Raw genomic sequence first — 25,019 nt, forward strand, 5'->3', positions numbered from 1 at the left:
CACACGATCGGTGGCGAGAGAGCCGTGCCGCCGCCCCGCCGGGCGCCCGCGGCGGAGACAGAGAAGAAGGGTCACGAGGTCATGAGGATCGCCAGAGTCGGAGCACCGGGCGCGGAGCGTCCAGCGGTGTTCGTCGGGGACGACGAGTACGTCGACGTGTCGGACGTGGTCGCCGACATCGATGCGGTGTTCTTCCAGTCCGTCGGGATCGCTGCGCTCGCGGACATCGTGGAGGAGAGACGTGCCGCTGGGCGCGTGACGTCGGTGGGCACCCAGCGCATCGGCGCGCCGATCGCGCGCCCGCACCAGATCATCTGCGTCGGCCTCAACTACGCCGACCACGCCGCGGAGAGCGGCATGCCGATCCCCGCGGAGCCGATCCTGTTCACGAAGTCGCCCAACACCCTGGTCGGGCCGTTCGACGACGTGCGCATTCCGCGGGGCGGCACGAAGACCGACTGGGAGGTGGAGCTCGGCATCGTGATCGGCCGTCGCGCCAGCTACCTGGAGTCGCGCGAGGCGGCCGCCGCGCACATCGCCGGATACACCCTGGTCAACGACGTCAGTGAGCGGGCGTTCCAGCTCGAGCGCTCCGGCCAGTGGCTCAAGGGCAAGTCCGCGGAGACGTTCAACCCCGCCGGTCCGTGGCTGGTCACCCCCGATGAGCTCGACGTGGCGCGGCTGGGCATGCGGCTCGACGTGAACGGGGTGCGACGGCAGACCGGGAGCACGGCGACCATGATCTTCCCGCCGGACGAACTCGTGCGGTACATCAGCCAGTTCCTCGTCCTGGAGCCAGGGGACCTCATCAACACCGGCACCCCGCCGGGCGTGGGCATGGGCTCCACTCCGCCGATCTGGCTCGAGCCGGGGGATTCGATGGAACTGGCGATCGACGGGCTCGGCGTGCAGCGTCAGCTCGTGGTGGGCCCGCGATGAACCCGCCGGAGCGCCACGCGGTGGTCACCGGCGGCGCGAGCGGGCTGGGCGCGGCGGCCGCCGCTCGGCTGCGAGCGGAGGGCGTCCGTGTCACGACGGTCGACATCGCCGACGGCGGCGATGTGTCCCTCGACATCACCGACGAGGACGCCGTCACCGCGACGATCGGGCGCCTCGGACCCGTCGATGTGCTCGTCAACTCCGCCGGGATCGTCGGCGTCAACGCGCCGCTCGTCGAGACCACGGCCGCAGACTGGCGCCGGGTGTTCGACGTGAACGTCATCGGCACCGTGCTGATGATGCGCGCCTGCGTCCCCGGCATGGTCGAGCGGGGCTGGGGCCGGATCGTGAATCTCGCGAGCATGGCGGGCAAGGACGGCAATCCGCGCCTCTCCGTGTACTCCGCCTCGAAGGCCGCCGTGATCGCGCTCACCAAGGCGGCGGGCAAGGAGCTGGCCACCACCGGCGTGCTCGTGAACGCGGTCGCGCCCGCGGTGATCGCCACGCCGATGAACGCCCGCACCACGCCCGAGGTGCTCGCGCACATCACCCCCCTCATCCCGATGGGACGGACCGGAAGGCCCGAAGAGGTCGCGGAGCTGATCGCCTGGCTGTCCTCCGACCTGCTCAGTTTCTCGACCGGAGCGGTCTACGACATCAGCGGCGGCCGAGCCACGTACTGACCCGTTCGGCGACGCCGAACGGGAGTTGTCCCGACCGAATCCCGATGGTCGAATCGCCACACCCGAAAACCCATGGAGCACCCGTGAGCACCCACGCCGATCTGCTGCTGCGAGGAGGAACCCTCGTCGACGTCGTCGACGGGCGTCTCCGCGACGCTGACGTCGCGATCGTCGACGGGCGCATCGGGGCGATCCTTCCCCGGGGTGCGCAGGTCTCCGCCCCTCGCACCGCCGACTGCACCGGGCTTCTGATCGCCCCCGGATTCGTGGACATCCACACACACTCCGATCTCAGCCGTCTGGTCTACCCCGGGCAGGAGAGCCGCGTCACCCAGGGGATCACGACCGAGGTGGTCGGCAACTGCGGCATGAGCCCCGCCCCCGTGGTCGGCAGCCGCGACCGCACGCGGGAGGTGATCGGTCCGGTCGACATCGTCGAGTCGGCGCCCTGGTCATGGACGGGCGTGGAGGGGTGGCTCGCGGCGCTGGAGCACACGCCCGCGGCGACCAACGGGAGCGCACTCGTCGGCCACGGCACCGTGCGTGCCGCTGTCGCCGGCTCCACCGCGGCTCCGGTCGACCGTCACGAGGTGGTGCGCGCGATCCGCGACGCCCTCGGCGCCGGCTGCGCGGGAGTGAGCCTCGGTCTCATGTACGCGCCGGGCCAGAGCGCCGACCCCGAGGAACTCCGTGCGGTCGCGGAAGCCGTCCGCGCCCACGACGCCCTGCTGTCGGTGCACCTGCGCTCCTACGCGCACGAGGGTCTGCTGGCCGCGGTCGAGGAGGCGGTGGCGCTCGCGGAGGCTGCGGGGGTGCGGCTCCAGCTGTCGCACCTGCGCATGATCGGGTCGGACGCCGGCACGTATGACCGCGTCCTCGCCAGGGTCGAGCGGGCTCGTCGGAGCGTCGACGTCGCGGCCGACGCCTATCCCTACCTGTCCGGCCACACCACGCTGGTCCAGCTGCTGCCGCCGGATGTCCGCGCGGCGGGTGAGCGGGCCTGTGCAGCCCTGCCGCTGAACACGCTCGTGCGGGGTCTGGCGGCATCCGGTTTCGCGCCGGACGCGATCACGGTGATGAAGGCCCGTGCGACGCCGGACGCCGTGGGGTGCGCACCGGACCCCGCCGACCCCTGGGCCTGGCTGGCCCGGTTGCTCGTGGACAACGACGGCGCGGTGGATGTCGCGGTCATCGGCTCCACCGCGGAGAATCTCGACACGGCACTGCGCACCCCGTGGATCTCGATCGCCTCGGACGGAGCAGCGCTGGGCCCCACGCACACGGAGAGCGCCGCGCACCCGCGCTCCTGGGGGACCTTTCCGCGGGCATACCGCCGCATGCGCGAGCTGGGGCTGACCCCCGCGGAAGCGCTGCGGCGATGCACCGACGACCCGGCGCGGCGGATCGGCGCCCGTGCGGTCGTCACCGAGGGGGCACGCGCGGATCTCGTGGTCTTCGACGACGTCGCGCTGACCGACACCGCGACCGAGGCGGCCCCGATGGCGCCCGCCGCGGGAATCGCGCACGTGTTCGTCGGCGGTACCGCGGTCGTCGATGACGCGCGCACGACGGCCGCGCGTCCCGGCCGATTCCAGAGGAGGGCACACGGTGGGCACTGACAGACAGGTGGGGTTCGCGATCGTGGGGGCGGGAGGGATCGCCGGCGAGCACGCGCGCGCACTGTCCCGCTCGACGCGCGGCCGACTGGTGAGCGTGTGCGACACCCGCCTCACGGCCGCCGAGCAGCTCGCCGCCCCGCACGGTGCCAGGGCCGTGTCCGACCTGACACGGGTGTTGGACGATCCGACGGTCGACGCCGTGATCCTGTGCACGCCCAATCGCACCCACGTGCCCCTCGGTCGAGCGGTCATCGAGTCGGGGCGGCACCTGCTGATCGAGAAGCCCCTCGCGCTGACCTCGCCCGACGCGGAGATCCTCGTCCGGGCTGCGGAGGCCGCCGATCGCCTCCTGATCGTCGGTCACACGCACCGGCACAGCGCCCAGGCGCAGGCGATCGCCGCACTGGTGCACGGGGGAGAGATCGGCGCGGTCCGGTTCGTGCACATCGTGATGAACGGAGGGTGGCTGTGGGGCGGCTGGTCGTCCTGGGTGCTCGATCGCGGGCTCTCCGGCGGTCACGCCCTCCACAACGGCGTCCACCTGATGGACCTCGCCGCCTGGTGGGTGGGAGAAGATCCGGTGGCCGTGCGCGCGGTCGGACAGCGAGCCACGAGTGCCGCCCTCGACATCCACGACTACCTCGTGATCGATCTGCGCTTCGCGAGCGGCGCGGTCGCCCGGTGCGAGGTCAGTCGAGCCGAGCTTCCGCGGGATGCCTCGTTCACGCAGCTGCGCGTGGTCGGCGACACCGGCACCGTCGAGCGGCGGTGGGACGCGGACGGCATGCAGGCGTGGACCGACCGCGGGCAGGGCGGCTGGTCACCGGACGGCGCGGTCGAGCGGTCGTTCACGGCGCAGCTCGAACGGTTCATCGACGCGGTCGACGACCACGCCCTCGCCTTCCCCCCGGTGCGCGACAGCCTCGCGGTTGTCCGCTGGGCGGAGGCCGCGGAGGAATCGCTCGCCACGGGCGCGAGCATCTCGACGGGAGGCCGGGGATGACGTCGATCCTGCTGGCGGGGGCTGCCGGACTGCCCAACCAGGACCATCAGCGCGACATGTGGGTGCCCGCCGCGCAGCGCGCCGGCCTTCGCATCGCCGCCTTCTGGGTCCACCCGGACGCGGACGACCAGGAGGTGCGCCGCGCCACGGACGTCGCCGAGGAGCACGGTATCGAGCTGCGGCGCGACCCCGTCCCGCCGACCATCGGCGTCGATGCGATCATCTGCTGTCAGCGCGGGACCCGCCGCACGCTCGTGCTCCGCGCGGCGCACGAGGCAGGGATCCCGGTGCTGCTCGACAAGCCCACGCTGGACAGCACCACCGCCCTCGCGGCGCTCGCCGCGGAACTCCCCGACGGCACGGTGGTGCCCGGGCATCATTTCGCCGCGCACCCGTCGGTCACCCGCCTGGTCCGCGCGGTCCACTCGGGTGAGATCGGCCTGCTTCGCGCCGTGCACACGGAACTGGTGGTCACGCGTGGCGACGGGCCGGCGCCCGAGGGCGAGCTGCGCAACCTCCTGGTGTACCTCGCCGATCTGGCGCGACGCGTCACGGGTGCCGGTTCCCTGCGCGTGAGCGCCGACCGGGTCGACGCCGCCGACCGCGGCACGGAGAGCTGGACCGTGCTCGCCCAGACCGATCGCGAGGTGGTGGTGGGCATCCACGTGACCAGGACGACCGTCGGCGAACCCGAGATGCTCACGGCGCGGGTGCGGGTGAACGGCTCCCACGGTTCGGCCATCGTCGACCTCACGTCGCCCGCGGTGGAGGTGCAGCACGCCGGAGCCCGCCGCCGTGTGCCTCTCGGCCCCGACTCGGTGACGATGCTCGTCGCCGCGCTGCGCGACCCCGAGGCGCGGCGCGCGCTCGAACTGCCCCTCGATGAGATCGCCGAGCTCTCCCGGTTCCTGGACGACGTGGCCGAGGCCGCGACGGATGGCGGCGTCCGAGAGACGCAGTGGTGAGGGCGATGCGGGGCACCGCTGCACCGACGAGACGAGAGGGACGAACACGATGAGATACGTCAGCTACGACCACGAGGGTGTGCCTGGGCACGGCTACCTGGACGGCGAGGACATCGTCGTGCTCGGCCGCGGTCACCTCGACCTGCGGGCCGGAACGCCGAGCACCGCACCGATCGGACGACTCCGACGCGACGAGGCGGTGCTGCGGGCTCCGCTCGCGCGGCCGGGGAAGATCATCGGCGTCGCCGCGAACTACCAGGAGCACGTGCGCGAAGGCGGTGCGGACGACCGGGTCAAGGCGGTGAGCACCCCGCGCCTGTTCCTCAAGCCGGATACCGCGCTCGCGGGACCCGACGACCCCGTCGTGCGTCCGCGCCTCACGCGCACGCTCGACTGGGAGGCCGAGCTCGGTGTGGTCATCGGCACCGAGGCCGCCGACGTCGCCGTGCACGAGGCTCTCGACCACGTCTTCGGGTACGTCACGGCGAACGACATCTCGGCCAGATCGCTCGACGTCGGAACCGAACGGGACGGCCAGGAGTGGACCGTCTTCTTCGACTGGCTCGCCGGCAAGTGGCTCGACGCGTCCGCCCCCATCGGTCCCTGGCTGGTGTCGGCCGACGAGGTGTCGGACCCGCAGGACCTCGCCCTGAGCCTGTCGGTCAACGGGGTCGTGCGGCAGCGCTCGACCACCGCGGCCATGATCTTCTCGGTCGCCGAGCTGATCTCCTTCGCCTCTCGGATCATGACCCTTCGCCCCGGGGACCTGCTGCTCACCGGCACGCCGGCCGGGGTCGGTGCCGCCACCGGCGACTACCTCCAGCCGGGCGACGTGATGGTCGCCGAGGTCGAGCGTCTCGGGGCCCTGCGCACGCCGGTCGTCTCCGGCTGATCGCGGTCGCGAGGCGCGCCCGTTCCTGCACCACCCGACACATGAGAGAAGAGGTACCCATGCGAAAGCGATCACTGGCGCTCCTGGCGGCGACCACCGTCGTCCTGCTGGCGGGATGCACCGCGGGAGGGCCGTCCGACGCCGACTCTCCGTCCGCCACCTCCGCGAGCGTCTACCTGTACCAGGAGCCGACCGCGTTCAACCCCCTCAAGCCGTTCGCGGGCGGCGAGCAGCTGGCGATGTCGCTGCTCTACGACAACCTGGTCACGACGAACCCCGATGCCGAGTACGTTCCGCGGCTCGCGGAGTCCTGGGAGGTCGACGACGACGCCACCGTTTACACGTTCCACCTCCGGGAGGGGCTGACGTGGAGCGACGGGGAGCCGTTCGACGCCGACGACGTCGTGTTCACCTACAACCTCTTCGCCGATCCCGCCGTGGCCAGTGCGCAGTCGTCGCGGCTCGCGGGGGTCGTCGGCTACGACGACGTGCAGTCCGGTGCCGCCGAGACGCTGGCCGGCGTCACCGCCCCGGACGACACCACGGTCCGCATCCAACTCCGCAGCCCCGACGCGGGGTTCCTGTCGCTCATCGCCTACGGTCCGATCTTCTTCATCCTCCCCGAGCACGTGCTCGGGGACGTGCCCGCCGAACAGGTCATGGAGAACGAGTTCTTCTCCGCGCCGACCGCGGGAATGGGGCCGTACGTCCTCGACGAGTACCGACAGGACCAGGAGCTGGTCCTGTCGGCGAACGAGCACTACCGGGACGAGGTCGGCATCGACACGCTGTACCTGAAGCTCGTCACGAGCGACGTGGCCACCTCGCAGCTGTCCACGGGGGAGATCGACATCGTGCAGATCTCGCCGAGCGACCTCGGCGCGGTCGAGGCGATCCCCGACGTCAGCGTCAGCACCGCACCGTCGCCGGGGTTCACCCGCATGGCCGTCAACACCGAGAAGGGACTCCTCGGCGACGCGCGCGTTCGCCAGGCGATCGTGACCGCGATCGACCGTGAGGGCATCATCGACGGCATCCTCGGGGGCGCGGCCAGCCGGCTCAACAGCACGTTCCTGGCCGACTGGGCCCTGCCGGACGACCTGGACTCCTACCCGTACGACCCGGAGCGCGCGAAGGAGCTGCTCGCCGAGGCGGGCTGGGACCCCTCGACGCCCGTGGAACTCAGCTGGATCAACGGGCAGCGCGACCGCGACCTGACGGTCGACGTGATCGTGGAGAACCTGAAGGCCGTCGGCATCCAGGCCAGCGCGAACCCGGTGGACTCCGCCGGGCAGTCCGCGCTGCTGCAGGCGAAGTCGTTCGATCTGCTGCTCTTCGGCGGGGGCGTCTACTCGATCGACCCCGCCAGTTCCGCCCCGGTGCTGTCGTGCGCGTCGCGCTTCCCTGAGGGCTCGAACCTGTCGTTGTTCTGCGACGAGGCGCTTGACGCGCTGCTGGCGGAGGGTGCGGGCACCAACGACCGGGACGCGCGGGCCTCCGTGTACCGCGACGCCGCGCGCCTCGACAACGCCACGGTGCCGTACATCTGGCTGAACCGTCCCGACACGATCTGGGCCGTGAGCGACCGCGTGTCCGGCTTCGTACCGAACGGCGACGCCACGAACGGCTTCTGGAACGCCGCCGAGTGGACCGTGTCGGGGCAGTAGGGGAGTAACCAGGGTGATCAGGTCATTGAGCGGGCGTCTCCTGTCGAGCGCCGTGATCTTCGTCGCGATCGCGATCGGACTGTTCGCGCTCGTGCACGCGGCCCCCGGCGACCCGGTCGAGATGACCCTGCCCCCGGAGCTCAGCGGTGCCGATCGCGAGGCGTACATCGCCGCGCGCCGCCGGGAGCTGGGGCTGGACCAGCCGGTGCTCGTGCAGTTCGTCCGCTGGTTCGGCGGTGTGCTCTCCGGTGACCTGGGCTACTCGTTCTCCTCGGGACAGCCGGTCGGTCAGGTGCTGACCGACCGGCTGGGCCCCACGATGCTGCTGATGGGCAGCGCGCTCGTGATCGGCACGCTCATCGCCGTGCCGGCCGGGATCCTCGCCGCGGCACGACGCAACACCCCGGTGGACTACGCGATCAGCGCGGGGAGCGTGCTGGCCATCTGCTTCCCCGGGTTCTTCCTGGCGATGCTGGGCATCTATGTGTTCGCGGTGCAGTTGCGGCTCCTGCCGAGCGCGGGGATGACGTCGTCGGGAGGCGGCGACGCGCTCGACGTGCTTCGTCACCTCCTCCTCCCGGTCGGGCTGCTGTCCCTGACGGTCGCGGCACCGTTCACGCGCTTCGTCCGCGGGGGGATGCTCGAAGAGCTCGGCAAGGACTATGTGCGCACGGTGCTCGCGAAGGGCGGTGGGCCCGTGCGGGCGGTGGCACACGCACTGCGCAACACCCTGCTGTCGCTCATCACGGTGCTGATGCTCTACATCCCGGTGTTCCTCGCGGGCGCGGTCGCCGTGGAGCAGGTGTTCGCGTGGCCGGGCATGGGACAGCTCTCCATCCAGGCCGTGCAGGCGCGTGACTACCCGGTGGTGATCGGGTTCGGCCTCTATGTCGCCGTGCTGGTGCTGGTGTGCAACCTGCTCGCAGACGTGGCCTACGTGATCCTCGACCCCCGTGTGCGGAGGCAGCGATGACCGAGATCGACATGCGACCCCGCACGAGCGCGGTCGCCCTGCGGAACCGGAAGGAGGCCTCGCCCGGTGCGGCCGCTCGCCGCCGGTTCCGCAGGAACGCACTCGCGGTGGGCGGAGTCGCGGTGATCGCCGTGGTTCTCATCGCCGTGATCGCGGCCCCCTGGCTCACGCCGTACACCCCGGAGCAGATCGACCTGGGCGCCGTGCGGCGCCCGCCGAGCCCGGAGCACCTGCTGGGCACGGACTCGGTCGGCCGCGACGTGCTCACGCGCCTGCTGCACGGCGGACGCGTGTCTCTCGCCGTCGGACTGTGCGCGGCGGTGATCGCCGTCACCGTCGGCACGATCGTCGGCGTCGTCGCCGGCTGGGCGGGCGGCTGGGTGGACACGGCCATCACGCGGATCATCGACGGGTTCCTCGTGCTTCCCGCGGTGCTCGTCGCGATCGTCCTCGCCGGGGTGCTCGGGCCCAACATCGGGATGCTGATCGGGGTGATCGCCGGGCTCTCCTGGCCCTCGTCCGCCCGCATCGCGCGCAGTGTCGTCATCGGCCTGCGCGGGGAGGAATTCATGCAGGCGGCCCAGGTGCTGGGTTCGCGGACCCTCTTCGTCATGCGCCGGCATCTGGTCCCCTTCGTGCTGCCTCATGTCACGGTGGCGGCGACCCTCCTGGTGTCGGAGGCCATCCTGCTCGAGGCGGCACTGTCGTTCCTCGGGGTGGGCGTGCAGCCGCCGACGCCCAGCTGGGGAAACATGCTCACCGAGGCACAGTCGATCACCGTGCTGTCCTCCATGCCGTGGCTGTGGATACCCACCGGACTCACGATCGCCCTCACCGTGCTGGCCGCGATGGTCATCGGCGACGGCCTGCGCGACGCCCTCGACCCCAGAAAGGCGCGATGACGATGACGGAGAAGCTTCTGACGGTGGAGGAGCTCGTCGTGCGGATCCCCACCGCCGACGGGCCGAGCGAGCTGCTCGGCGGGGTGAACCTCGAGGTGCACCGCGGCGAGATCGTCGGGGTCGCGGGCGAGAGCGGCTCAGGGAAGAGCCTCACCGCGCTCGCCATCCTGGGGCTGTTGCCGACCGGGGCGTCGACCGATGGCGCCATCCGGTTCGACGGCGAGGACATCGTCCGCTGGCCGGAACGTCGAATGCGCGCACTGCGCGGCGGCCGCATTGGCATGGTGTTCCAGGATCCGATGACCACCCTGAACCCGTTGCATCGCGTCGGCGACCAGATCGCGGAGGCCTACCGCATCCATCACCCCGCCGCGGGACGGACGGCCGCCAGGAACAAGGCCGTCGAGGTGCTCGAGCTGGTGGGGGTGCCGGAGCCGCAGCGGCGCGCACGGCAGTACCCGCACCAGTGGTCGGGGGGCATGCGCCAGCGTGCCGTGATCGCCATGGCGCTCGTGAACGAGCCAGAGCTGGTGATCGCCGACGAGGCGACGACCGCGCTCGACGCGACCATCCAGGCCCAGGTGATCGACGTGCTGCTTCGCGCGAAGGAGGCCCTCGGCGTCTCCGTCCTGTTCATCAGCCACGACCTGGGGCTGATCGGCCAGATCGCGGACACCGCCGTGGTGATGTACGCGGGACGCGTGGTGGAGTCCGCAGCGGCCGCTTCGATCCTCGGTGACGCGCGGCACCCCTACTCCCGAGCCCTGGTGGCCAGCCGCCCCGGTGCGTCCCCGCCGGGAACCGCACTGCCGACCATCCCCGGGATCCCGGCGCGACCGGGGTCCGCCGCTTCGGGCTGTGCGTTCGCGCCCCGGTGCGGTTTCGTCGGACGGTCGGAGAGATGCCGCGAGGAGACGCCACTGTTGCTTCCACCGGAGCCCGGCCGGCTGAGCGCCTGCCACTTCCGCGACGACCCTCGGATGGAGCTGGCCTCATGACCGCGCCGCTCCTCGCCGTCGAACAGCTGCGCGTGCACTTCCGCGCCGGAGGCCGCCGCGGCGGTGTCGTGCACGCGGTCGACGGGCTGGACCTCGTCGTGCGCGATGCGGAGTTCGTCGGCGTGATCGGCGAGTCCGGCTGCGGGAAGTCCTCGATGGGCCGCGCGCTCGTGCACTTGAACCCGGTCACGTCCGGCCGCATCGTCTACCGCGGCGACGACATCACCGCGGCCGATCGCGCGGACCGGCGTCGACTGCGCCGCGAGATCCAGTTCATGTTCCAGGATCCGCACTCGTCCCTCAACCCGCGCTTCACAGCGCGGGAGATCCTGCGGGAACCGCTCCGCGCGCACGGTATTCCCGCCTCGGAACAGGACCTGGTGCGGATGCTGGACCGCGTCGCCCTGCCCGCAGACGCGCTCGACCGCTACCCGCACGAATTCTCTGGTGGGCAGCGTCAGCGCATCGGGCTGGCGCGTGCGATGGCACTGTCGCCCCGCCTGCTCGTGCTGGACGAGCCGGTCTCGGGGCTCGACGTCTCCGTGCAGGCGCAGGTGCTGAATCTGCTGGCCGACATCCGGCGCGACGGCGACACCGCCTTCCTGATGATCACGCATGACCTGGAGGTGGTGCGCCACTCGGCCGACCGGGTGGTGGTGATGTACCTGGGGGTGATCGTCGAGGAGGGGCCGGCCGCGGCGGTCCTGGACGCCCCGGCGCACCCGTACACGCGGGCACTCGTCTCGGCGACGCCGAACAGCGCAGGCCGCGAGCGGATCGTCCTCGGCGGCGAGCTGCCATCGCCGCTTCGCCCGCCCAGCGGATGCCGATTCCGCACTCGCTGCTGGAAGGCCGTCGAGCGGTGCGCACAGGAGACGCCGCCGCTCGCGCCGATCGGGGGCGGTCGTGCCGTCGCCTGCCACTTCCCCGAGGACGCGACCGCCGCCGTCGACCACCGAGGAGCATCCGCATGACCTTTCCCGAGAGTCTCGCCGACGTGCCGACGCCGGCGCTGGTGATCGATCTCGACCGCCTCGGTGCCAACGTGCTGCGCATGGCCGAGATCGCCCATCGTGCCGGCGTGGCCCTCCGGCCGCACTGGAAGACGAGCAAGAGCCTGGCGGTGGCGGCGTTGCAGTCCGCCGCCGGTGCGGTCGGCTTCACCTGCGCCACGGCGCTCGAGGCGGAGGTCCTGATCGAGGCCGGCCACGACGTGTTCTGGGCGTATCCGCCCGTGGGCGCCGCGCGCATCGCGTCGGCCGTGCGGCTCGCAGCTCGCGGCCGGCTGACCGTCGGCGTCGACTCGGTCGCCGCCGCTGTGGCGCTGGCCGGGCGTGCGGTGGCGGAGGGCCTCACGATCCCGGTACGCCTCGACATCGACTCGGGTCTCGGCCGCACCGGGGCTCACCCCGCCGATGCGCCGGGAGAGCTGGAGGACATCGCCGCGCTGGACGGCCTCCGACTGGAGGGCATCTTCACGCACGAGGGGCAGTTGGCACGGCACGGAGCGGATCGGGAGGCCCGCCGTGCCGCTGGCATCGGGGTCGGGCGTCTCCTGGTGGAGGTCGCCGAAGCGGCGAGGGCTCGCGGTGTCGCCATCGATGTCGTCTCGGTCGGCTCGACGCCGGGTGCCGACAGCGCACCGACCGTCGCGGGCATCACGGAGATGCGACCGGGAACCTACGTCTTCGGCGACGACAACCAGCGCTCCACGGGCGCGGTTGCCGCGGAGGACTGCGCGCTGACCGTGCATGCGACCGTCGTCAGCACCCAGCGCGGCGAACCGGCGATCGTCGACGCCGGGCTCAAGGCCATGAGCGGCGACGGCAGCGCCCGGGGCGACGGACGACTGGGCACACGCGTCGACGGTCCGGGGGTGCTCGCACTCGCCCACGAGGAGCACGGGTTCCTGCGCGGGGCCGGCGCGGTCTCGCTCGGCGATCGAGTGGTGCTGCTGCCGAACCACGCCTGCGGCACCGTCAACATGTTCTCCACGGCGTGGGTCGTCAGTCGCGGGGTCATCGTCGACCGCTGGCCGGTGGAGGCACGGCGATGACTCGTCGGGACGTCGTCGTCGGTGCCTACGCGGCCCTGTCGCCGGAGGACGCCCCGACCGCGGCGGCCGCCTTCGTCGAATCGATCCTCGGGCTCGACGACGTGGACGGCCTCGAGATCCCGCTCGGCCTCGCGGGAGACGAGCAGTGGTTCCAGTGGGCGGGCGGGGGAGGGCGCCACGTGGTCACCGCTGTGCCCGCGCTCGCGGTCCGCACTCGCGCCAGGACGGGCTTCGGCCTCGCGTCCGCCGACCCTCGGGGTCGCCGCGCCGCGATCGCCGTGATCGCCGGCATGCACGAGCAGCTGATGCGCTGGCGGGAGCACGGCCGGGTCGTGACCGCGGTCGCCCTGTCGAGCGGCGTGCCGGGCTCGGGGGGCGTGGCGGCGCGCCTGACCGAGAGTCTGCGGGAGATCCGCTCGTGGGACTGGGGCGGCACCGCGGTCGTGATCGAGCACTGCGACGCCGTGGGCGGAGCGGGCGCGCCCGACAAGGGGTACGCGCGGCTGCACGACGAGCGCGCGGCGGTCGAGCGGAGCGACCACGAGGGTGCGGCCACGAGCGGCCTCGTCGTCAACTGGGGCCGGTCGGCGATCGAGTTCCGCGACGTGTCCGGCGCCGCCGTGCACGCGGAACAGGCCGGTGAGCGGTTGTTCGGCTTCATGCTCTCGGGCGTCTCAGGGGAGGACGGGCCCTACGGTCCCGCCTGGACGGACGCCCATCCCCCGGTCGTGGACACGGTCGATCCATCCGTCTCGCTGCTCACGCGGGAGCACGCCGTCGAAGCACTGGCCTCGCTCGCCCACCCGCCCGCCTACGTCGGGGTGAAGACCGCGTGGCGTCCCGCAGGCGACCGCCTCGAACCGCGGATCGCCGCCGTGCGCCGCGCCCTCGACCTGTTGAGAACACCGACGTCTGGAAGGACACCATGATCAAGCACGCCATCTCCACTCCCTCCGCACCGGCGCCCGTCGGCCCCTACTCCCAGGGCATCGTCGCCGGAGGGCTGCTGTTCCTTGCGGGGCAGGGCCCGTTCGACGAGGGGGGTGCTCTCGTGGGCGAGACGTTCGCCGCGCAGGCGCATCGGACCTTCCAGAACCTGCAGGCGGTCGCGGCGGCGGCCGGAACCGACCTCGGCGCCGCGGTGCGACTCGGAGCGTATCTGAACGACCTCGGCGACTTCGAGGAGTTCAATGCGATCGCGGCGCAGTACCTGCCCGAGCCCTTCCCCGCGCGCACGACGATCAAGGTCGAGCTGATGGGCTTCCTGATCGAGCTGGACGCCGTGCTCCTGGTGGATCGTGGCTGACCGGTCGCGGGGTCCGGTGCGCGCGCATCCCCGCGGCACCGGACCCCGCCCGCCGTCATGCCACCGCACGTCGCAGCAGCTCGACCTGCGTATCGAGGAACCGCGCGGTCGGCGGGTCGATCGCATAGGTCACCGGCCCGCGCATCCGCGCATCGGTGAAGACCCCCTGGGCGACGAGCGACCGCTTCTCGAACGCCACGTAGCCGTCCAGTCCGGGCACCATCGAGATGATCGCGGTGAGGGGGTTGCTGATCGCCAGGGCGCGGTCGTCGTCTCCCGCCTGCAGCGCAGCCCACAGCGCGCTCACCGCCCAGATCAGGTCCGGCCCCGGCATCGTGCCGACGATGCCCCGCGCGAAGGTGTCGAGCAGTGCCATGCCGCCCGAGCCGTCCAGGATGCGAGCCCGGTCGGAGGTTGCCGCGAGCAGGGCGGACGCGCGCTGCCCGAGCGGCTCGGTCTCGGGCTTGAGCAGCAGCCGCTCGTGGCCGAAGCGCTGCACGAGGGCCGCCTGCACTTCCACGGGGATCGAGGCGCCGACGTATCCGCTCGCGTCCTGCAGGATCACCGGCATTCCTGCGGCATCGACGACCTCCTCGAGGTAGGCCACCAGCTGCGGCTCCGAGACCGGAGAGAGCAGCGGAGGCGTGACCATCACGGCATCCGCACCCGCGTCTCGTGCGTGCAGGCAGAGTTCGCGCGCCGTGCGCGTGCTCTCCGCTCCCACGCTCACGACGACGGGTCCTCGTCCGCGGGCGAACCGCACGGCGAGGGCGTTCAGTGCCATCCGCTCCGCGGTGCTCAGGCGGAGGATCTCCGAGACCATCGCGACGACGATGCCGTCCGCGCCGTTGGCGAAGAGCCAGTCGATCTCGGCGTCGAGCTGGACGGGGTCGATCTCCCACTGGTCGTCGAAGGGCGTCGCGATGACGGGCAGGACGCCGCTGAGGCTGTCGGTCACGGGGTTCTCCTGTTCGGTAGGGCAGTCGCCTATTCGGCGCTCGCCACGGTAGGCAGCGGGCACGCGACCGGCCAACAACTGTGCGGCCAGGCCGAATCCTGGCGCGCGCGGCATCACGAGAGGGGCTGCTGATGGAGGGTGCGGGGCGGAAGAAGACCGGAGTGCAGAGCGTCGACCGGGCGATCGATGTGCTGGAGGCGCTCATCGGCTCGGCGCGCGGTGCCACGGTGACGGAGGTCGCGGCCGCGGTGGGCGGATCGAAGAGTGCGGTGTTCGCGACGCTGCAGACGCTGTGTGCGCGCGGGTTCGTGCGCTCGACGGGGTCGGGCATGGAACGGCGCTATGCGCTCGGCCTCCGACTGACATTCCTGGGGGAGGTCGCGCTGTCGCGGGTCTCCCTGCGTGACCTGGCGATGCCGCACCTGCGGGCGCTCACCGACGAGATCGACCTGACGTCGCGGGTCGCGACGCGCGTGGACAACTATGTGGTGGTCGTCGGGCGGGTGGAGAGTACGAGCGGTGTGCGGTTCGAGCTGCACATGGGGCAGAAGGAGTACCTGCACTCGTCGTCGGTGGGGAAGGCGATCCTGTCGACGCTGCCCGATGACGAGGTGGCGGCGACGATGTCGCGGACGTCGATGGTGCGCCGCACCGCACGGACCGTGTCGAGCGTGCCGGCGCTCCTGGACGATCTCGCGCGGACCCGCGAGCGCGGGTTCTCGATCGATGACGAGGAGGATGCCGACGGCGTGGTGTGCATCGGCGCGCCGATCTTCGACCGCAGCCGTCGGGCGACGAGCGCGGTGAGCGTGACGCGGCTGAAGGCGGGCTTCTCCCGCACCGAGATCCTGCGCGTCGGTCGCACGGTGGCCGACCACGCCGAGCGCATCTCGTTCGCGCTCGGGAACGTCAGTCCGGCATTCGGTTCCGACGAACACCATTTCGCCTGAGCGCACGCCCCGGATGACCATGGCGGAAAGAGAGAGGGAGTGTCCCATGATCGTCGATGTCCATGCCCACCTGTTCGATCAGCATCGCCACCTCGGCGACACCTTCGTGGCGCAAGCGGGCAAGGCCGCCGGCCACGAGGTGGACCTGAGCACCCACTGGTCCCAGTACTGGGACACCGCGCCGGACGAGACGGTCGCCCTCGTGATCGGCGGGAAAGCGCGCCTGTCGGGGATCTGGGTCGAGGATGAGGATGTTGCGGCGTTCGTGGCGTCGGTGAACGGCCGGGCCGTCGGATTCCTCTCGCTGGATCCCACGCAGCCCGGCTGGTGGGACGAGCTCGTCCACGCCCACCGCGATCTGGGCCTGCGGGGCATCAAGCTCATGCCGATGTACGCCGGGTTCGATCCGGCCGCCGCGGAGTTCGAGCCGCTGTGGGCCTACGCCGAGAGCAACGGGCTTCCGGTGCTGATGCACACGGGGACGACCTTCATGAGCCAGGCGGTGCTGGCCTACGCCCGACCCGGGATCGCCGACGAGATCGCTCGCCGCCACCCCGAGCTGCGGTTGATTCTCGCGCACATGGGTCATCCCTACGAGGGGGAGTGCATCGCCGTCATCCGCAAGCATCCGCATGTCTACGCGGACATCAGCGCGCTTCACTATCGCCCGTTCCAGCTCTGGAACACGCTGATGCTCGTGCAGGAGTACGGCGTCTGGCACAAGCTGCTGTTCGGCAGTGACTTCCCCTTCACGACGGTGAACGACACGATCGCGGGACTCCGCCGGATCGGGGGGATCGTGGCGCCGGGGTTCGAGCCGCTGTCGATGATCGAGATCGACGCGCTCGTCCAGCGCGATGCGCTCAGTCTGCTCGGACTGCCCCTCCCGACGCGCGACGGTTCCTGACCAGCGGGACGCGGGGCTGCCGACCCCGGGTTCACCGGACCGGGAGACGGGTTTCGGGTTTTCCCTCCCGCTTGTTCCGGAGGGCCCCCTGTCGCGCGCGCGGCGGCGGCGGAAGTCTGGCTGCATGACGCTCCGCATCCTGATCCGCACCTGGCTCGTGAGCCTGGTCGGCTGCCTTCCCCTGCTCGCCCTGCTGCTCGTGCCCCAGCTGTTCCGCAGTCGCGCCGGCAATGAGCAACTGCTGCTGCTCGGCACGGGGCTGCTGCTGCTCCTGCTGGTCGCGGCGTTCCTTGCGGCACCGGTGCTCTCCGCGGTCGCGACCCCCGAGGCGGGCCGCTGGGACCGGGGGAGGGCATGGCGGTCGGCCGGGGCGGTCTGGCGCTCTCGTCGCGGGGCCGCGGTCGGCGCTCTCGTCGCGGGGGTCGCGGTGTACGCGCTCGGGCAGGTGCTGGCGTACGGCGTCGGCGAGGTCGTGCCGCCCTTCGCCGACAACCCGGCCCACGCGACCGACCCGGCACAGCCGGCGTGGATCGTGCACTATCCGGCCTACGTGCTCCAGGCGCTGGTGATCTACGCGACCACCACGCTGGCCGTCGCGGTGTACGCGACCCTGCTGCGACGCCCTTCGCGAAGCACCGCGAATTACTTGACGACGTAATTTTACGGTGTCAATATAGTCGCGCTACCGCGACGACGCGGGGCGGAAGGAGCCATGATGGCGAAACTTCGGAGAACCTCGCTGGCCACGGTGGCCGCGCTCGTTCTATCCCTGGGGGTGCTCGCGTCGGCCCCACCGGCGCTCGCAGCCACCGACCACACGGTCACCTCACCCGACGGGCAGACGTCGCTCACCGTGCGACACGAGAACGACGGCTCCCTGTCGTACTCGGTCGTGCAGGGCGGCGTGGCCGTGATCGACAGCTCGAAGATGGGCGTCGTGACGGCGGCCGTCGACCTGTCGACTGGCCTCACGTTCAGCACCGAGACCACCACGCCCGTGGTGCAGAACTACTCCCTCGTCGAGCACTTCGACGGCCCCATCTCGTCGTCTGCCAACCAGATGACGCTCACCTTCACCCGCGGATCCGCCCAGCTCGCGGTCGTGGTGCGCGCCCAGAACGACGGCGTCGCGTTCCGCTATCAGGTGTCGGGCGTGGGCTCGACCACCATCACCCGCGAGGCCACCACGTTCGCGCTTCCCGTGAACACCGGGCTGTGGGCGAGCGACTACCGCGAGGCGAAGGACTACGAGGACGCCTACCCGTACGTCTCCGCCATGTCGATGGGGTCGCGCCACTTCGCGATGCCGACGCTCGCCAGCCTCTCGAACAACGCCAAGTGGGCACTGATCTCCGAGGCCGCCGTGTACGTCGACCCCACCTACCCGGCGGTGCGCCTCGACGCGCAGGGCAACAACAACCGCACGCTGAAGGTGCAACTGCCCGGCCCGGACGGCAACGTGTTCGACACCTCCACCGCCGGCACCCAGGTCGCCACGAGCGGCGCGTTCGCCACGCCGTGGCGCGCGATCGCCGTCAGCTCCTCGCTCGACGCCATCGTCAACACCTCGCTCATCACCGACCTCAATCCGGCCCCCGCGGCCGGCACCGACACCTCCTGGATCCGTCCGGGCAAGGCCCTGTGGTCGTGGTGGTCCAACGAGGAGAAGGCCTCCGAGGGCGACGACATGCTGCGCTCGCAGAAGGAGTACATCGACACCGCCGAACAGCTGAACATGCAGTACGTCACGGTGGACTGCTGCTACAACGACGGCGACGGTTCGATCGAGCAGCTCGTCGCCTACGGCAAGAAGCGCGACATCGGCGTGTTCATCTGGAAGAACAAGGGCGACTACGTCAACAGCGACGGCAGCTACTACACCCAGGCGCAGATCGACACCGCGATGCAGGCCATCGCGAATCGCGGGGTCGCGGGCGTGAAGATCGACTTCATGCAGTCCGACCGGCTGGAGACCATGGCGCTGTACGACCGGATCGCGAAGGCCGCGATGAAGGCGAAGGTGCTCGTCAACTTCCACGGCAGCACGAAGCCCGCCGGTGAGAACCGCACGTACCCGAACCTGATCACCTCGGAGGCCGTGCTGGGCAGCGAGCAGTACAAGTACGGGCGCCCGCCCACGGGGACCGACACCGCGACGTATCCGTTCACGCGCAACCCGATCGGCGGCATGGACATGACGCCGGTGATCTTCTCCAACTCCAACCTCCTCACGACCCACGCCCACCAGCTCGCGCAGAGCGTGCTGTTCAGCTCGGCCATGCAGCACTTCGCCGACTCGGCCGCCGCTTACGAGACCTGGGTGGGACGGCACGTGCTGAGCGCGGTGCCGACCGTGTGGGACGAGAGCCGCCTGATCGAGGGGTTCCCGGGCGACTACGCCACGATCGCCCGGCGCACGGGATCGGACTGGTTCATCGGCTCGGTGTCCGACGCCGCCCGCACCACGAACATCCCGCTGACGTTCCTCGGTGCCGGCACCTACACCGCCACGCTGTTCAAGGACGGCGCGACCGACCGGCAGATCGTGACCGAGACGCGCACCGTGACGTCGAGCTCGACCCTCGCGATCCCGGTGCGGGCGAACGGCGGCCTGACGGTGCAGATCAGCGCCACCCCGCTGCCGTTCACCGGCACCAGCGACCGCGTGCTGGAGGCGGAGGCGAGCGGAAACACGCTCTCCGGCGGAGCGGGCGTCGCCGCGTGCCCCGGCTGCTCCGGCGGCTCGAAGGTCGGCAACCTCGGCAACGGCGCCAGCGTGCGCTTCAACGGCGTCCAGGCCGCGACGGCCGGGACGTACGTGCTGCGGGTGGGCTACCTCTCCGAAGACCCGCGCTCCTTCACGGTCTCGGTCAACGGCGGCGCCGCGCAGACCGTCAGCCCTCCGCGCTCCGGCAAGGGCAACGCGGGCAACCCGAGCGGCTGGGACATCGTCCGCGACGTCGAGGTGCCCGTGACCCTCGCGGCCGGCGCCAACACCATCACGATCGGCGGGAGCAGCTACGCCCCCGACATCGACCGCGTGATCGTCCTGCGCTCGTACGAGGCCGAGGCGGCGGGCAACACCCGCACGGGCACCGCGGCGGTCGTGGCGTGCACGGGACCGGAGTGCTCCGGCCAGAAGGTCGGCGACCTGTACGGCGCCTCGACGCTCGCGTTCACCGGGGTGCAGGCGCAGCAGGCGGGGTCGACGACCGTGCACATCCGGTACGCGGCCGCCACGGCGCGCTCGGTGCAGATCCGGGTGAACGGGGGCCCTCCGATCACGGTCGCGTTCCCGGTCACCGCCGACTGGAACGACATCAGCACGCAGACCGTGCACCTGCCGCTCGCGGCGGGCGCCAACACCATCACGTTCGACGCGGCCGGGGGCTACGCGCCCGACATCGACCGCATCATCGTGCGGCAGTAGCGCCGGGCACACCGGAGGGGCGGCGCGAACTCCTCGCGCCGCCCCTCGTGCGTGCCTCAGCGACCGGTGGTCGCGGTGAGGTGCAGCAGCATCGCCTGGCCCGGGTTCAGCACCGGCAGCGGGAGGCCCTGCGCCAGCACAGCCCCGGTGAACTCCCGCTCGGACGCGGCCGCGATCCACTCCGGGTCGGCCACCTGATGCCGGTGTGCGGCCCCCACCTCTTCGCGGAGGCGCACGCGGTACCGCCGTGCGGGGTCGAGCCCGGGGATCGGCACGCGGGGGCTGTGCGCGGTCGCACTGGTCGCGGTCCTGGCCCACGCGAACACCGCCTCGGTCTGCGTGGCGTCCACGACTCCGTGCAGGAGCGCCCCCGTGTCCACGTCGTCCGCGCGGACGGTCGTGCCGCCGTGCAGCAGGCCGCGCAGTTCGCGGTACAGCGCGGTCCACGCCGCGACCTGCGCCTTCTCCTGCGGGGTGAGGCGGGTCAGATCCCACTCCAGCCCGGCGTGCCCGAACAGCGCCGTGATCGCGCGGAACGAGAAGTCGGCGTGCCGGTGGGTCGTGTGCGACTCGGTCGGGCCCACGTGCGCGCCGATCAGCTCGGGCGGCAGAAGCGTCTGCGTCCAGCGCTGGATGGCCTGCCGCTCGACCGGGTCGTTACAGTCGGAGGCCCACACGCGGTCGGTGTAGCGCAGGATGCCCAGGTCGGCCCTGGCCCCGCCGCTCGCGCACGACTCGACCTCCAGGTGCGGGTGGCGGCGGCGCAGCTCCTCGAACACGCGGTACACGCCGAGCGTGTGCGCGTGCACGCGACGGTTGCCGCGGGGGCCGGTGGCGGCGTGCAGGTCGCGGTTGTGGTCCCACTTGAGGAAGTCCGCGGCGGACGACACCACGATGTCGTCGAGGCGCTCGACCAGGTATGACACGACCTCGTCCTGCGAGAGGTCGAGCACGAACTGGTGCCGCGACTCGAGCCGCGGGTCCTCGCCGAGGATCCAGTCGGGGTGGGCGCGCGCGAGGTCGGAGTCGGGGTTGACCATCTCCGGCTCCACCCACAGCCCGAACTGCATGCCCAGGCCGTGCACGTGGTCGGCGAGGGGCCGCAACCCCTGCGGCCACACGGTCTCGTCGACGTACCAGTCGCCCAGTCCCGCGGTGTCGCCCCGGCGGCCGTGGAACCAGCCGTCGTCGAGCACGAACCGCTCCACGCCGACCTCCGCCGCGAGCCGGGCGAGCTCGCTGAGGGTGTCGAAGTCGTGGTCGAAGTGGACCGCCTCCCACGTGTTGAGCAGCAGCGGGCGCGGTGTGCGCGGGTGGGTGGGCCGCGCGCGGAGGGAGTCGTGGAAGCGCGCGGTGAGCCCGTCGAGCCCGTGGTCGCTCCAGGCGAACAGGGCCGCAGGGGAGTGGTAGGACTCGCCGGGACCGAGCCCGGCCTCGCCCGCGTCGAGCAGCTCGCCGGCGCCGAGCACGCTGCTGTGCACGCCCGCGCCCTCGGGCAGTCGCTCGACGAGCACCTCCTGGTTTCCGCTCCACGCCAGGTGCGCGGCCCACACCTCGCCGCTGCGGAACCGGAAGCCGCGCGTGCCGGCCGTGGTGAGGAAGGCGGAGTCGTGGCCGGGGCGTCCGCGGCGGGAGGAGCGCAGCCAGGTGCCGTCGCGGAGCTCGGAGCGCTGCGGATCGTGCTCGTGCGTCCAGCGGCCGGTGAAGTCGAGCAGCTCCTGCGCGCGGGCGGGAAGCGGCAGCAGCAACCGGGCGGCTGCGACGTCGATCCAGCGGTCGGGGGTGCGGTTGTCGATGCGCACGTCGGCGTGCAGCACCCCGGCCGCGTCGAGACGATAGGCGAAGACCGCGTCGACCGCGCCGCTCTCGTCGCGGAGCGTGAAGCGCACGCCCTCGTCGTCGTGGTCGACTCCGTGGAGCTGGAAGCGCTCGATCACGACGTCGTCGTCGCGCACGTCGAGCGCGGGGGTGCCCGACCACCCGAAGGCGCGGGAGGCGGCGATCGAGAACGAGCGGGGGAGGTCGAGCGAGCTGTTCATGGCCGCGGGGCTCGTAGTGGCCAGGAGGCCCGCGAGGTCGGCCTCGCCGAGAGCGGCGCCCCAGTGTGCGACGGACGGGAGCCCGAAAACGTCGAACGCGAAGACGATGCTCGTCCCGGAGCGCGAGAGGTGGGCGTACTCGGGCGTGACCGTCACCCCGTCCCGGACTTTCTGTTCATCGTGAAGTTTCATACTTGACGTCATGAATTAATCATGCGTATCCTCGACACAACCCGCAACCCGAACTTTCCCGAACGACAACGGAGTCCGTGCCGTGAGCCACGCCACCCCCGCCACCGCTGTGGAGACCTCGACCGGCCGCCGCCGGGCCGTCCTGACGATCGCCGACGGCCGTCCCGCCCTGGAGCTCCTGCTCGACGAGGCCCCGCTCGCCCGCGTCCCGCTCGGGATCGAGGTCGACGGCGTCGACCTCGGGGCGGACGCCGAGATCGTCGGCAGCGACGACCGCGAGGTCCGCGAGGAGTGGATCGCCTCCGTGGGCAAGGCCACCGGACAGCGTCTCGCCGTGCACCGCGAGACCACCGTCACGCTGCGCAGCGGCTCCGCGTTCTGGGCCGTGATCGTGCGCGTGAGCGACGACGGCTTCGCGTTCCGCTACGTGCTGCCCTCGTCGGCCCGGTCGCTCGGCACCGAGCACACCCGCGTCGACGTGGGCGAGGGCGGCCGCGCCTGGGTGCTCGAGTATCAAACCTGGTACGAGACCCCGCGGTTCGGCAGCGACCTCCGCGACCTCGCCCCCGGGCCGTACGGGTTCCCGGTGCTGGTCGAGCTCGACCCGCAGCGGTTCCTGCTCCTGAGCGAGTCCGACATCGACGGGCGCAGCTCCGGCGCGCACCTGGACTGGGACGGCGCCGTGTTCCGCGTGACCCCCGCCGACGCCCGCATCGACGTCGAGCCGGGACACCGCACGCCGTGGCGCGTGATCGTCGCCGGCACGCTCGCCGAGGTCGTCGCGACCGAGCTGGTGGACGCACTCGCCCCCGCCGCCCGGCCCGACGCCCGGCGACCCCGCCCCGGTCGCGCGGCCTGGTCGTGGTGGTCGAGCCAGTACTCCGGCGCCTACCTCGACGTGCAGAAGCGCTTCACCGACTTCGCCGCGGAGCAGGGCTGGGAGCACGTCCTCGTCGACTGCGGGTGGGACGCCGCGTGGGTGCCGGAGCTGGTGTCGTACGCGAGTGCCCGCGGTATCCAGGTGCACCTGTGGAGCGCGTGGAGCGACCTCGACGGCGACGAGGCCCTGCGCGCGCTCGCGCTGTGGCGGTCGTGGGGCGTCGCGGGCATCAAGGTCGACTTCATGGAGTCGGAGGCGCAGGAGCGCTACCGCTGGTACGACGCGATCATCGCCGAGACCGCCAGGGTGGGGCTCGCGGTGAACTTCCACGGATCCGTCATCCCGCGCGGCTGGGCCAGGACCCACCCGCACGTGGTCAGCTACGAGGGCATCCGCGGCGCCGAGTACTACGTCTTCTACGGGCACCCGCTCACCGCAGCGCACAACGTGATCCAGCCGTTCACGCGCAATGTGGTCGGCTCGATGGACTACACCCCCGTGACCTTCAGCGCCCCCGAGCGCGAGACCTCCGACGCGCATGAGCTGGCGCTCGGCGTGGCCTACGAGAGCGGCATCACCCACTTCGCGGACGACCCCGACCAGTACCGCTCCCGTCCGCTCGCGGCGGCGTTCCTCGCCGAGCTGCCCGCCGTCTGGCACGAGGTGCGGCTGCTCGACGGCCACCCCGACACGCACGCGGTCGTGGCCCGACGCCACGGCGACCGCTGGTTCCTCGGCGGCATCGGCGCGCACAGCGACGACGCGGTGGTGGAGCTCGACCTCGCGGCGCTCCTCGGCGGACCGGCGCAGGCGTGGGCGATCGGCGACGTGGACGGCGTGCTGGCCGAGCTGCCCGCGCCGGAGCCCGGCGCCCCGCTGCGCGTGCGGTTCGCCCCGCGCGGCGGCTTCGTCGCGGTCATCGCCCCCGCCGGCTCGGCCCTGCGCCGAGCGACCCCGCGGGCCGCGCTGCCCCGGCCGTCCGTCGCGGAGGGCCTCCTGGTGCTGCACGGGGCCGAGGTCACCGTGCACACCGACGCCGCCGCCGTGCGGACGCCCCCGGGGTGGACGGCACGCCGCGACCGTGACGGCGCGTGGACCGTGGCCCCGCCGCACCGCCCCGAGCCCGGCCACGTCGCCGTGCTCACCCTGGAGAACCCCGGCCACGACGGCGTCCCTGTCGTGTCGCACGTGCGCGTGCTCACCCCGTTCGACGGCGGCGTGCACGACGTGTCCCGGCTGCCGTTCGTGGCCGCGCGCAACGCGGTCGGCCCGGTCGAACGCGGGCAGGCGAACGGCGGCGGCGACCCCCGGGACGGCGGACCGCTGCAGGTACACGGCGAGATCCACCCCGACGGGCTCGGCGTCTCGCAGGACTCCGAGGTCACGATCGCGGTCGCCGGCGCCGTCACCCGCTTCACGGGCGCGGTCGCGGTGGACGACGAGACCCCCGGCACCGCGGCCGTGGCCGAGATCCTCGTCGACGGGGTGTCCGTGGCCCGGTTCACCCCGAGCGCCGCGACCCCACCGCTGCCGTTCGACATCGACATCACCGGAGCGACGCTGCTCACGCTGCGCACCTCGCCGGACTCGGCGGAGGAGACGCACGTGGACTGGCTGACGCTGCGGCTGAGCGAATGACTCCTGGCATCGTGGCCAGGCC

At 71.8% G+C, this 25,019-nt stretch carries 21 protein-coding genes; 19 read left to right on the top strand and 2 right to left on the bottom strand.

Going from position 1 to position 25,019, the window contains the following annotated elements:
• The first annotated feature begins 81 nt into the window (after positions 1-81).
• From KE274_RS08085 to KE274_RS08150, 14 genes are all read left to right on the top strand, one after another.
• Entirely contained in the window at positions 82-939 is an 858-nt protein-coding gene (locus tag KE274_RS08085) for a fumarylacetoacetate hydrolase family protein (RefSeq protein ID WP_211542609.1), read from the top strand.
• On the top strand, positions 936-1,622 hold the full coding sequence (locus KE274_RS08090; RefSeq protein WP_211542611.1) for an SDR family NAD(P)-dependent oxidoreductase: 687 nt from the start codon (positions 936-938) through the stop codon (positions 1,620-1,622). Before KE274_RS08085 ends, KE274_RS08090 begins: the two co-directional genes overlap by 4 nt.
• Positions 1,623-1,705: 83 nt before the next feature.
• Complete coding sequence (locus KE274_RS08095) at positions 1,706-3,241, top strand: N-acyl-D-amino-acid deacylase family protein (RefSeq protein WP_211542613.1); 1,536 nt, start codon at positions 1,706-1,708, stop codon at positions 3,239-3,241.
• Positions 3,231-4,244, top strand: a complete 1,014-nt coding sequence (locus KE274_RS08100; RefSeq protein ID WP_211542616.1) for a Gfo/Idh/MocA family protein — start codon at positions 3,231-3,233, stop codon at positions 4,242-4,244. The genes KE274_RS08095 and KE274_RS08100 overlap by 11 nt, the downstream gene beginning before the upstream one ends.
• On the top strand, positions 4,241-5,209 hold the full coding sequence (locus KE274_RS08105) for a hypothetical protein (protein ID WP_211542617.1): 969 nt from the start codon (positions 4,241-4,243) through the stop codon (positions 5,207-5,209). Before KE274_RS08100 ends, KE274_RS08105 begins: the two co-directional genes overlap by 4 nt.
• A 49-nt stretch (positions 5,210-5,258) precedes the next feature.
• Entirely contained in the window at positions 5,259-6,101 is an 843-nt protein-coding gene (locus tag KE274_RS08110; protein WP_211542620.1) for a fumarylacetoacetate hydrolase family protein, read from the top strand.
• 59 nt (positions 6,102-6,160) lie between these two features.
• Positions 6,161-7,768, top strand: a complete 1,608-nt coding sequence (locus KE274_RS08115) for an ABC transporter substrate-binding protein (RefSeq protein ID WP_211542622.1) — start codon at positions 6,161-6,163, stop codon at positions 7,766-7,768.
• A 25-nt stretch (positions 7,769-7,793) separates the two neighbouring features.
• Positions 7,794-8,741 (top strand): ABC transporter permease, encoded by a 948-nt coding sequence (locus KE274_RS08120; protein ID WP_211542624.1) that lies wholly within the window; start codon positions 7,794-7,796, stop codon positions 8,739-8,741.
• Entirely contained in the window at positions 8,738-9,643 is a 906-nt protein-coding gene (locus tag KE274_RS08125; RefSeq protein ID WP_211542626.1) for an ABC transporter permease, read from the top strand. Before KE274_RS08120 ends, KE274_RS08125 begins: the two co-directional genes overlap by 4 nt.
• A 2-nt stretch (positions 9,644-9,645) precedes the next feature.
• Positions 9,646-10,641 (top strand): ABC transporter ATP-binding protein, encoded by a 996-nt coding sequence (locus KE274_RS08130; protein ID WP_211542628.1) that lies wholly within the window; start codon positions 9,646-9,648, stop codon positions 10,639-10,641.
• Positions 10,638-11,615: an ABC transporter ATP-binding protein gene (locus KE274_RS08135; RefSeq protein ID WP_211542630.1), complete on the top strand. Its 978-nt coding sequence runs from the start codon at positions 10,638-10,640 to the stop codon at positions 11,613-11,615. Before KE274_RS08130 ends, KE274_RS08135 begins: the two co-directional genes overlap by 4 nt.
• Positions 11,612-12,697, top strand: coding sequence for an alanine racemase (locus KE274_RS08140; RefSeq protein WP_211542632.1), 1,086 nt, complete (start codon positions 11,612-11,614; stop codon positions 12,695-12,697). Before KE274_RS08135 ends, KE274_RS08140 begins: the two co-directional genes overlap by 4 nt.
• Complete coding sequence (locus KE274_RS08145; protein ID WP_211542634.1) at positions 12,694-13,626, top strand: DUF4862 family protein; 933 nt, start codon at positions 12,694-12,696, stop codon at positions 13,624-13,626. The genes KE274_RS08140 and KE274_RS08145 overlap by 4 nt, the downstream gene beginning before the upstream one ends.
• Positions 13,623-14,003, top strand: a complete 381-nt coding sequence (locus KE274_RS08150; RefSeq protein WP_211542636.1) for a RidA family protein — start codon at positions 13,623-13,625, stop codon at positions 14,001-14,003. The genes KE274_RS08145 and KE274_RS08150 overlap by 4 nt, the downstream gene beginning before the upstream one ends.
• A gap of 55 nt (positions 14,004-14,058) precedes the next feature.
• Here the strand turns inward: KE274_RS08150 and KE274_RS08155 are convergent, their stop codons facing one another.
• Entirely contained in the window at positions 14,059-14,961 is a 903-nt protein-coding gene (locus KE274_RS08155; RefSeq protein ID WP_211542638.1) for a dihydrodipicolinate synthase family protein, read from the bottom strand.
• A 161-nt stretch (positions 14,962-15,122) separates the two neighbouring features.
• On the opposite strand from KE274_RS08155, the gene KE274_RS08160 reads away from it, so the two are divergent.
• From KE274_RS08160 to KE274_RS08175, 4 genes are all read left to right on the top strand, one after another.
• On the top strand, positions 15,123-15,911 hold the full coding sequence (locus KE274_RS08160; RefSeq protein WP_211542640.1) for an IclR family transcriptional regulator: 789 nt from the start codon (positions 15,123-15,125) through the stop codon (positions 15,909-15,911).
• Positions 15,912-15,957: 46 nt separating this feature from the next.
• Positions 15,958-16,818, top strand: a complete 861-nt coding sequence (locus KE274_RS08165; protein WP_211542643.1) for an amidohydrolase family protein — start codon at positions 15,958-15,960, stop codon at positions 16,816-16,818.
• Between the two features lie 124 nt (positions 16,819-16,942).
• Entirely contained in the window at positions 16,943-17,476 is a 534-nt protein-coding gene (locus tag KE274_RS08170) for a hypothetical protein (RefSeq protein WP_211542645.1), read from the top strand.
• 54 nt (positions 17,477-17,530) lie between these two features.
• On the top strand, positions 17,531-20,248 hold the full coding sequence (locus KE274_RS08175; protein ID WP_211542647.1) for a glycoside hydrolase family 97 catalytic domain-containing protein: 2,718 nt from the start codon (positions 17,531-17,533) through the stop codon (positions 20,246-20,248).
• Positions 20,249-20,304: 56 nt separating this feature from the next.
• Here KE274_RS08175 and KE274_RS08180 read toward each other — a convergent pair whose 3' ends face one another.
• Positions 20,305-22,443: an alpha-galactosidase gene (locus tag KE274_RS08180; RefSeq protein WP_307872171.1), complete on the bottom strand. Its 2,139-nt coding sequence runs from the start codon at positions 22,441-22,443 to the stop codon at positions 20,305-20,307.
• Between the two features lie 118 nt (positions 22,444-22,561).
• Between KE274_RS08180 and KE274_RS08185 the strand changes: the two genes are divergently transcribed.
• The gene (locus tag KE274_RS08185) at positions 22,562-24,997 is read left to right on the top strand and encodes a glycoside hydrolase family 97 catalytic domain-containing protein (protein WP_211542652.1); all 2,436 of its coding nucleotides are present in this window, start codon (positions 22,562-22,564) and stop codon (positions 24,995-24,997) included.
• Positions 24,998-25,019: the final 22 nt, after the last annotated feature.

The sequence above is a fragment of the Microbacterium paraoxydans genome (assembly GCF_018224615.1).
GTDB classification, from domain to species: Bacteria; Actinomycetota; Actinomycetes; order Actinomycetales; family Microbacteriaceae; genus Microbacterium; species Microbacterium paraoxydans_B.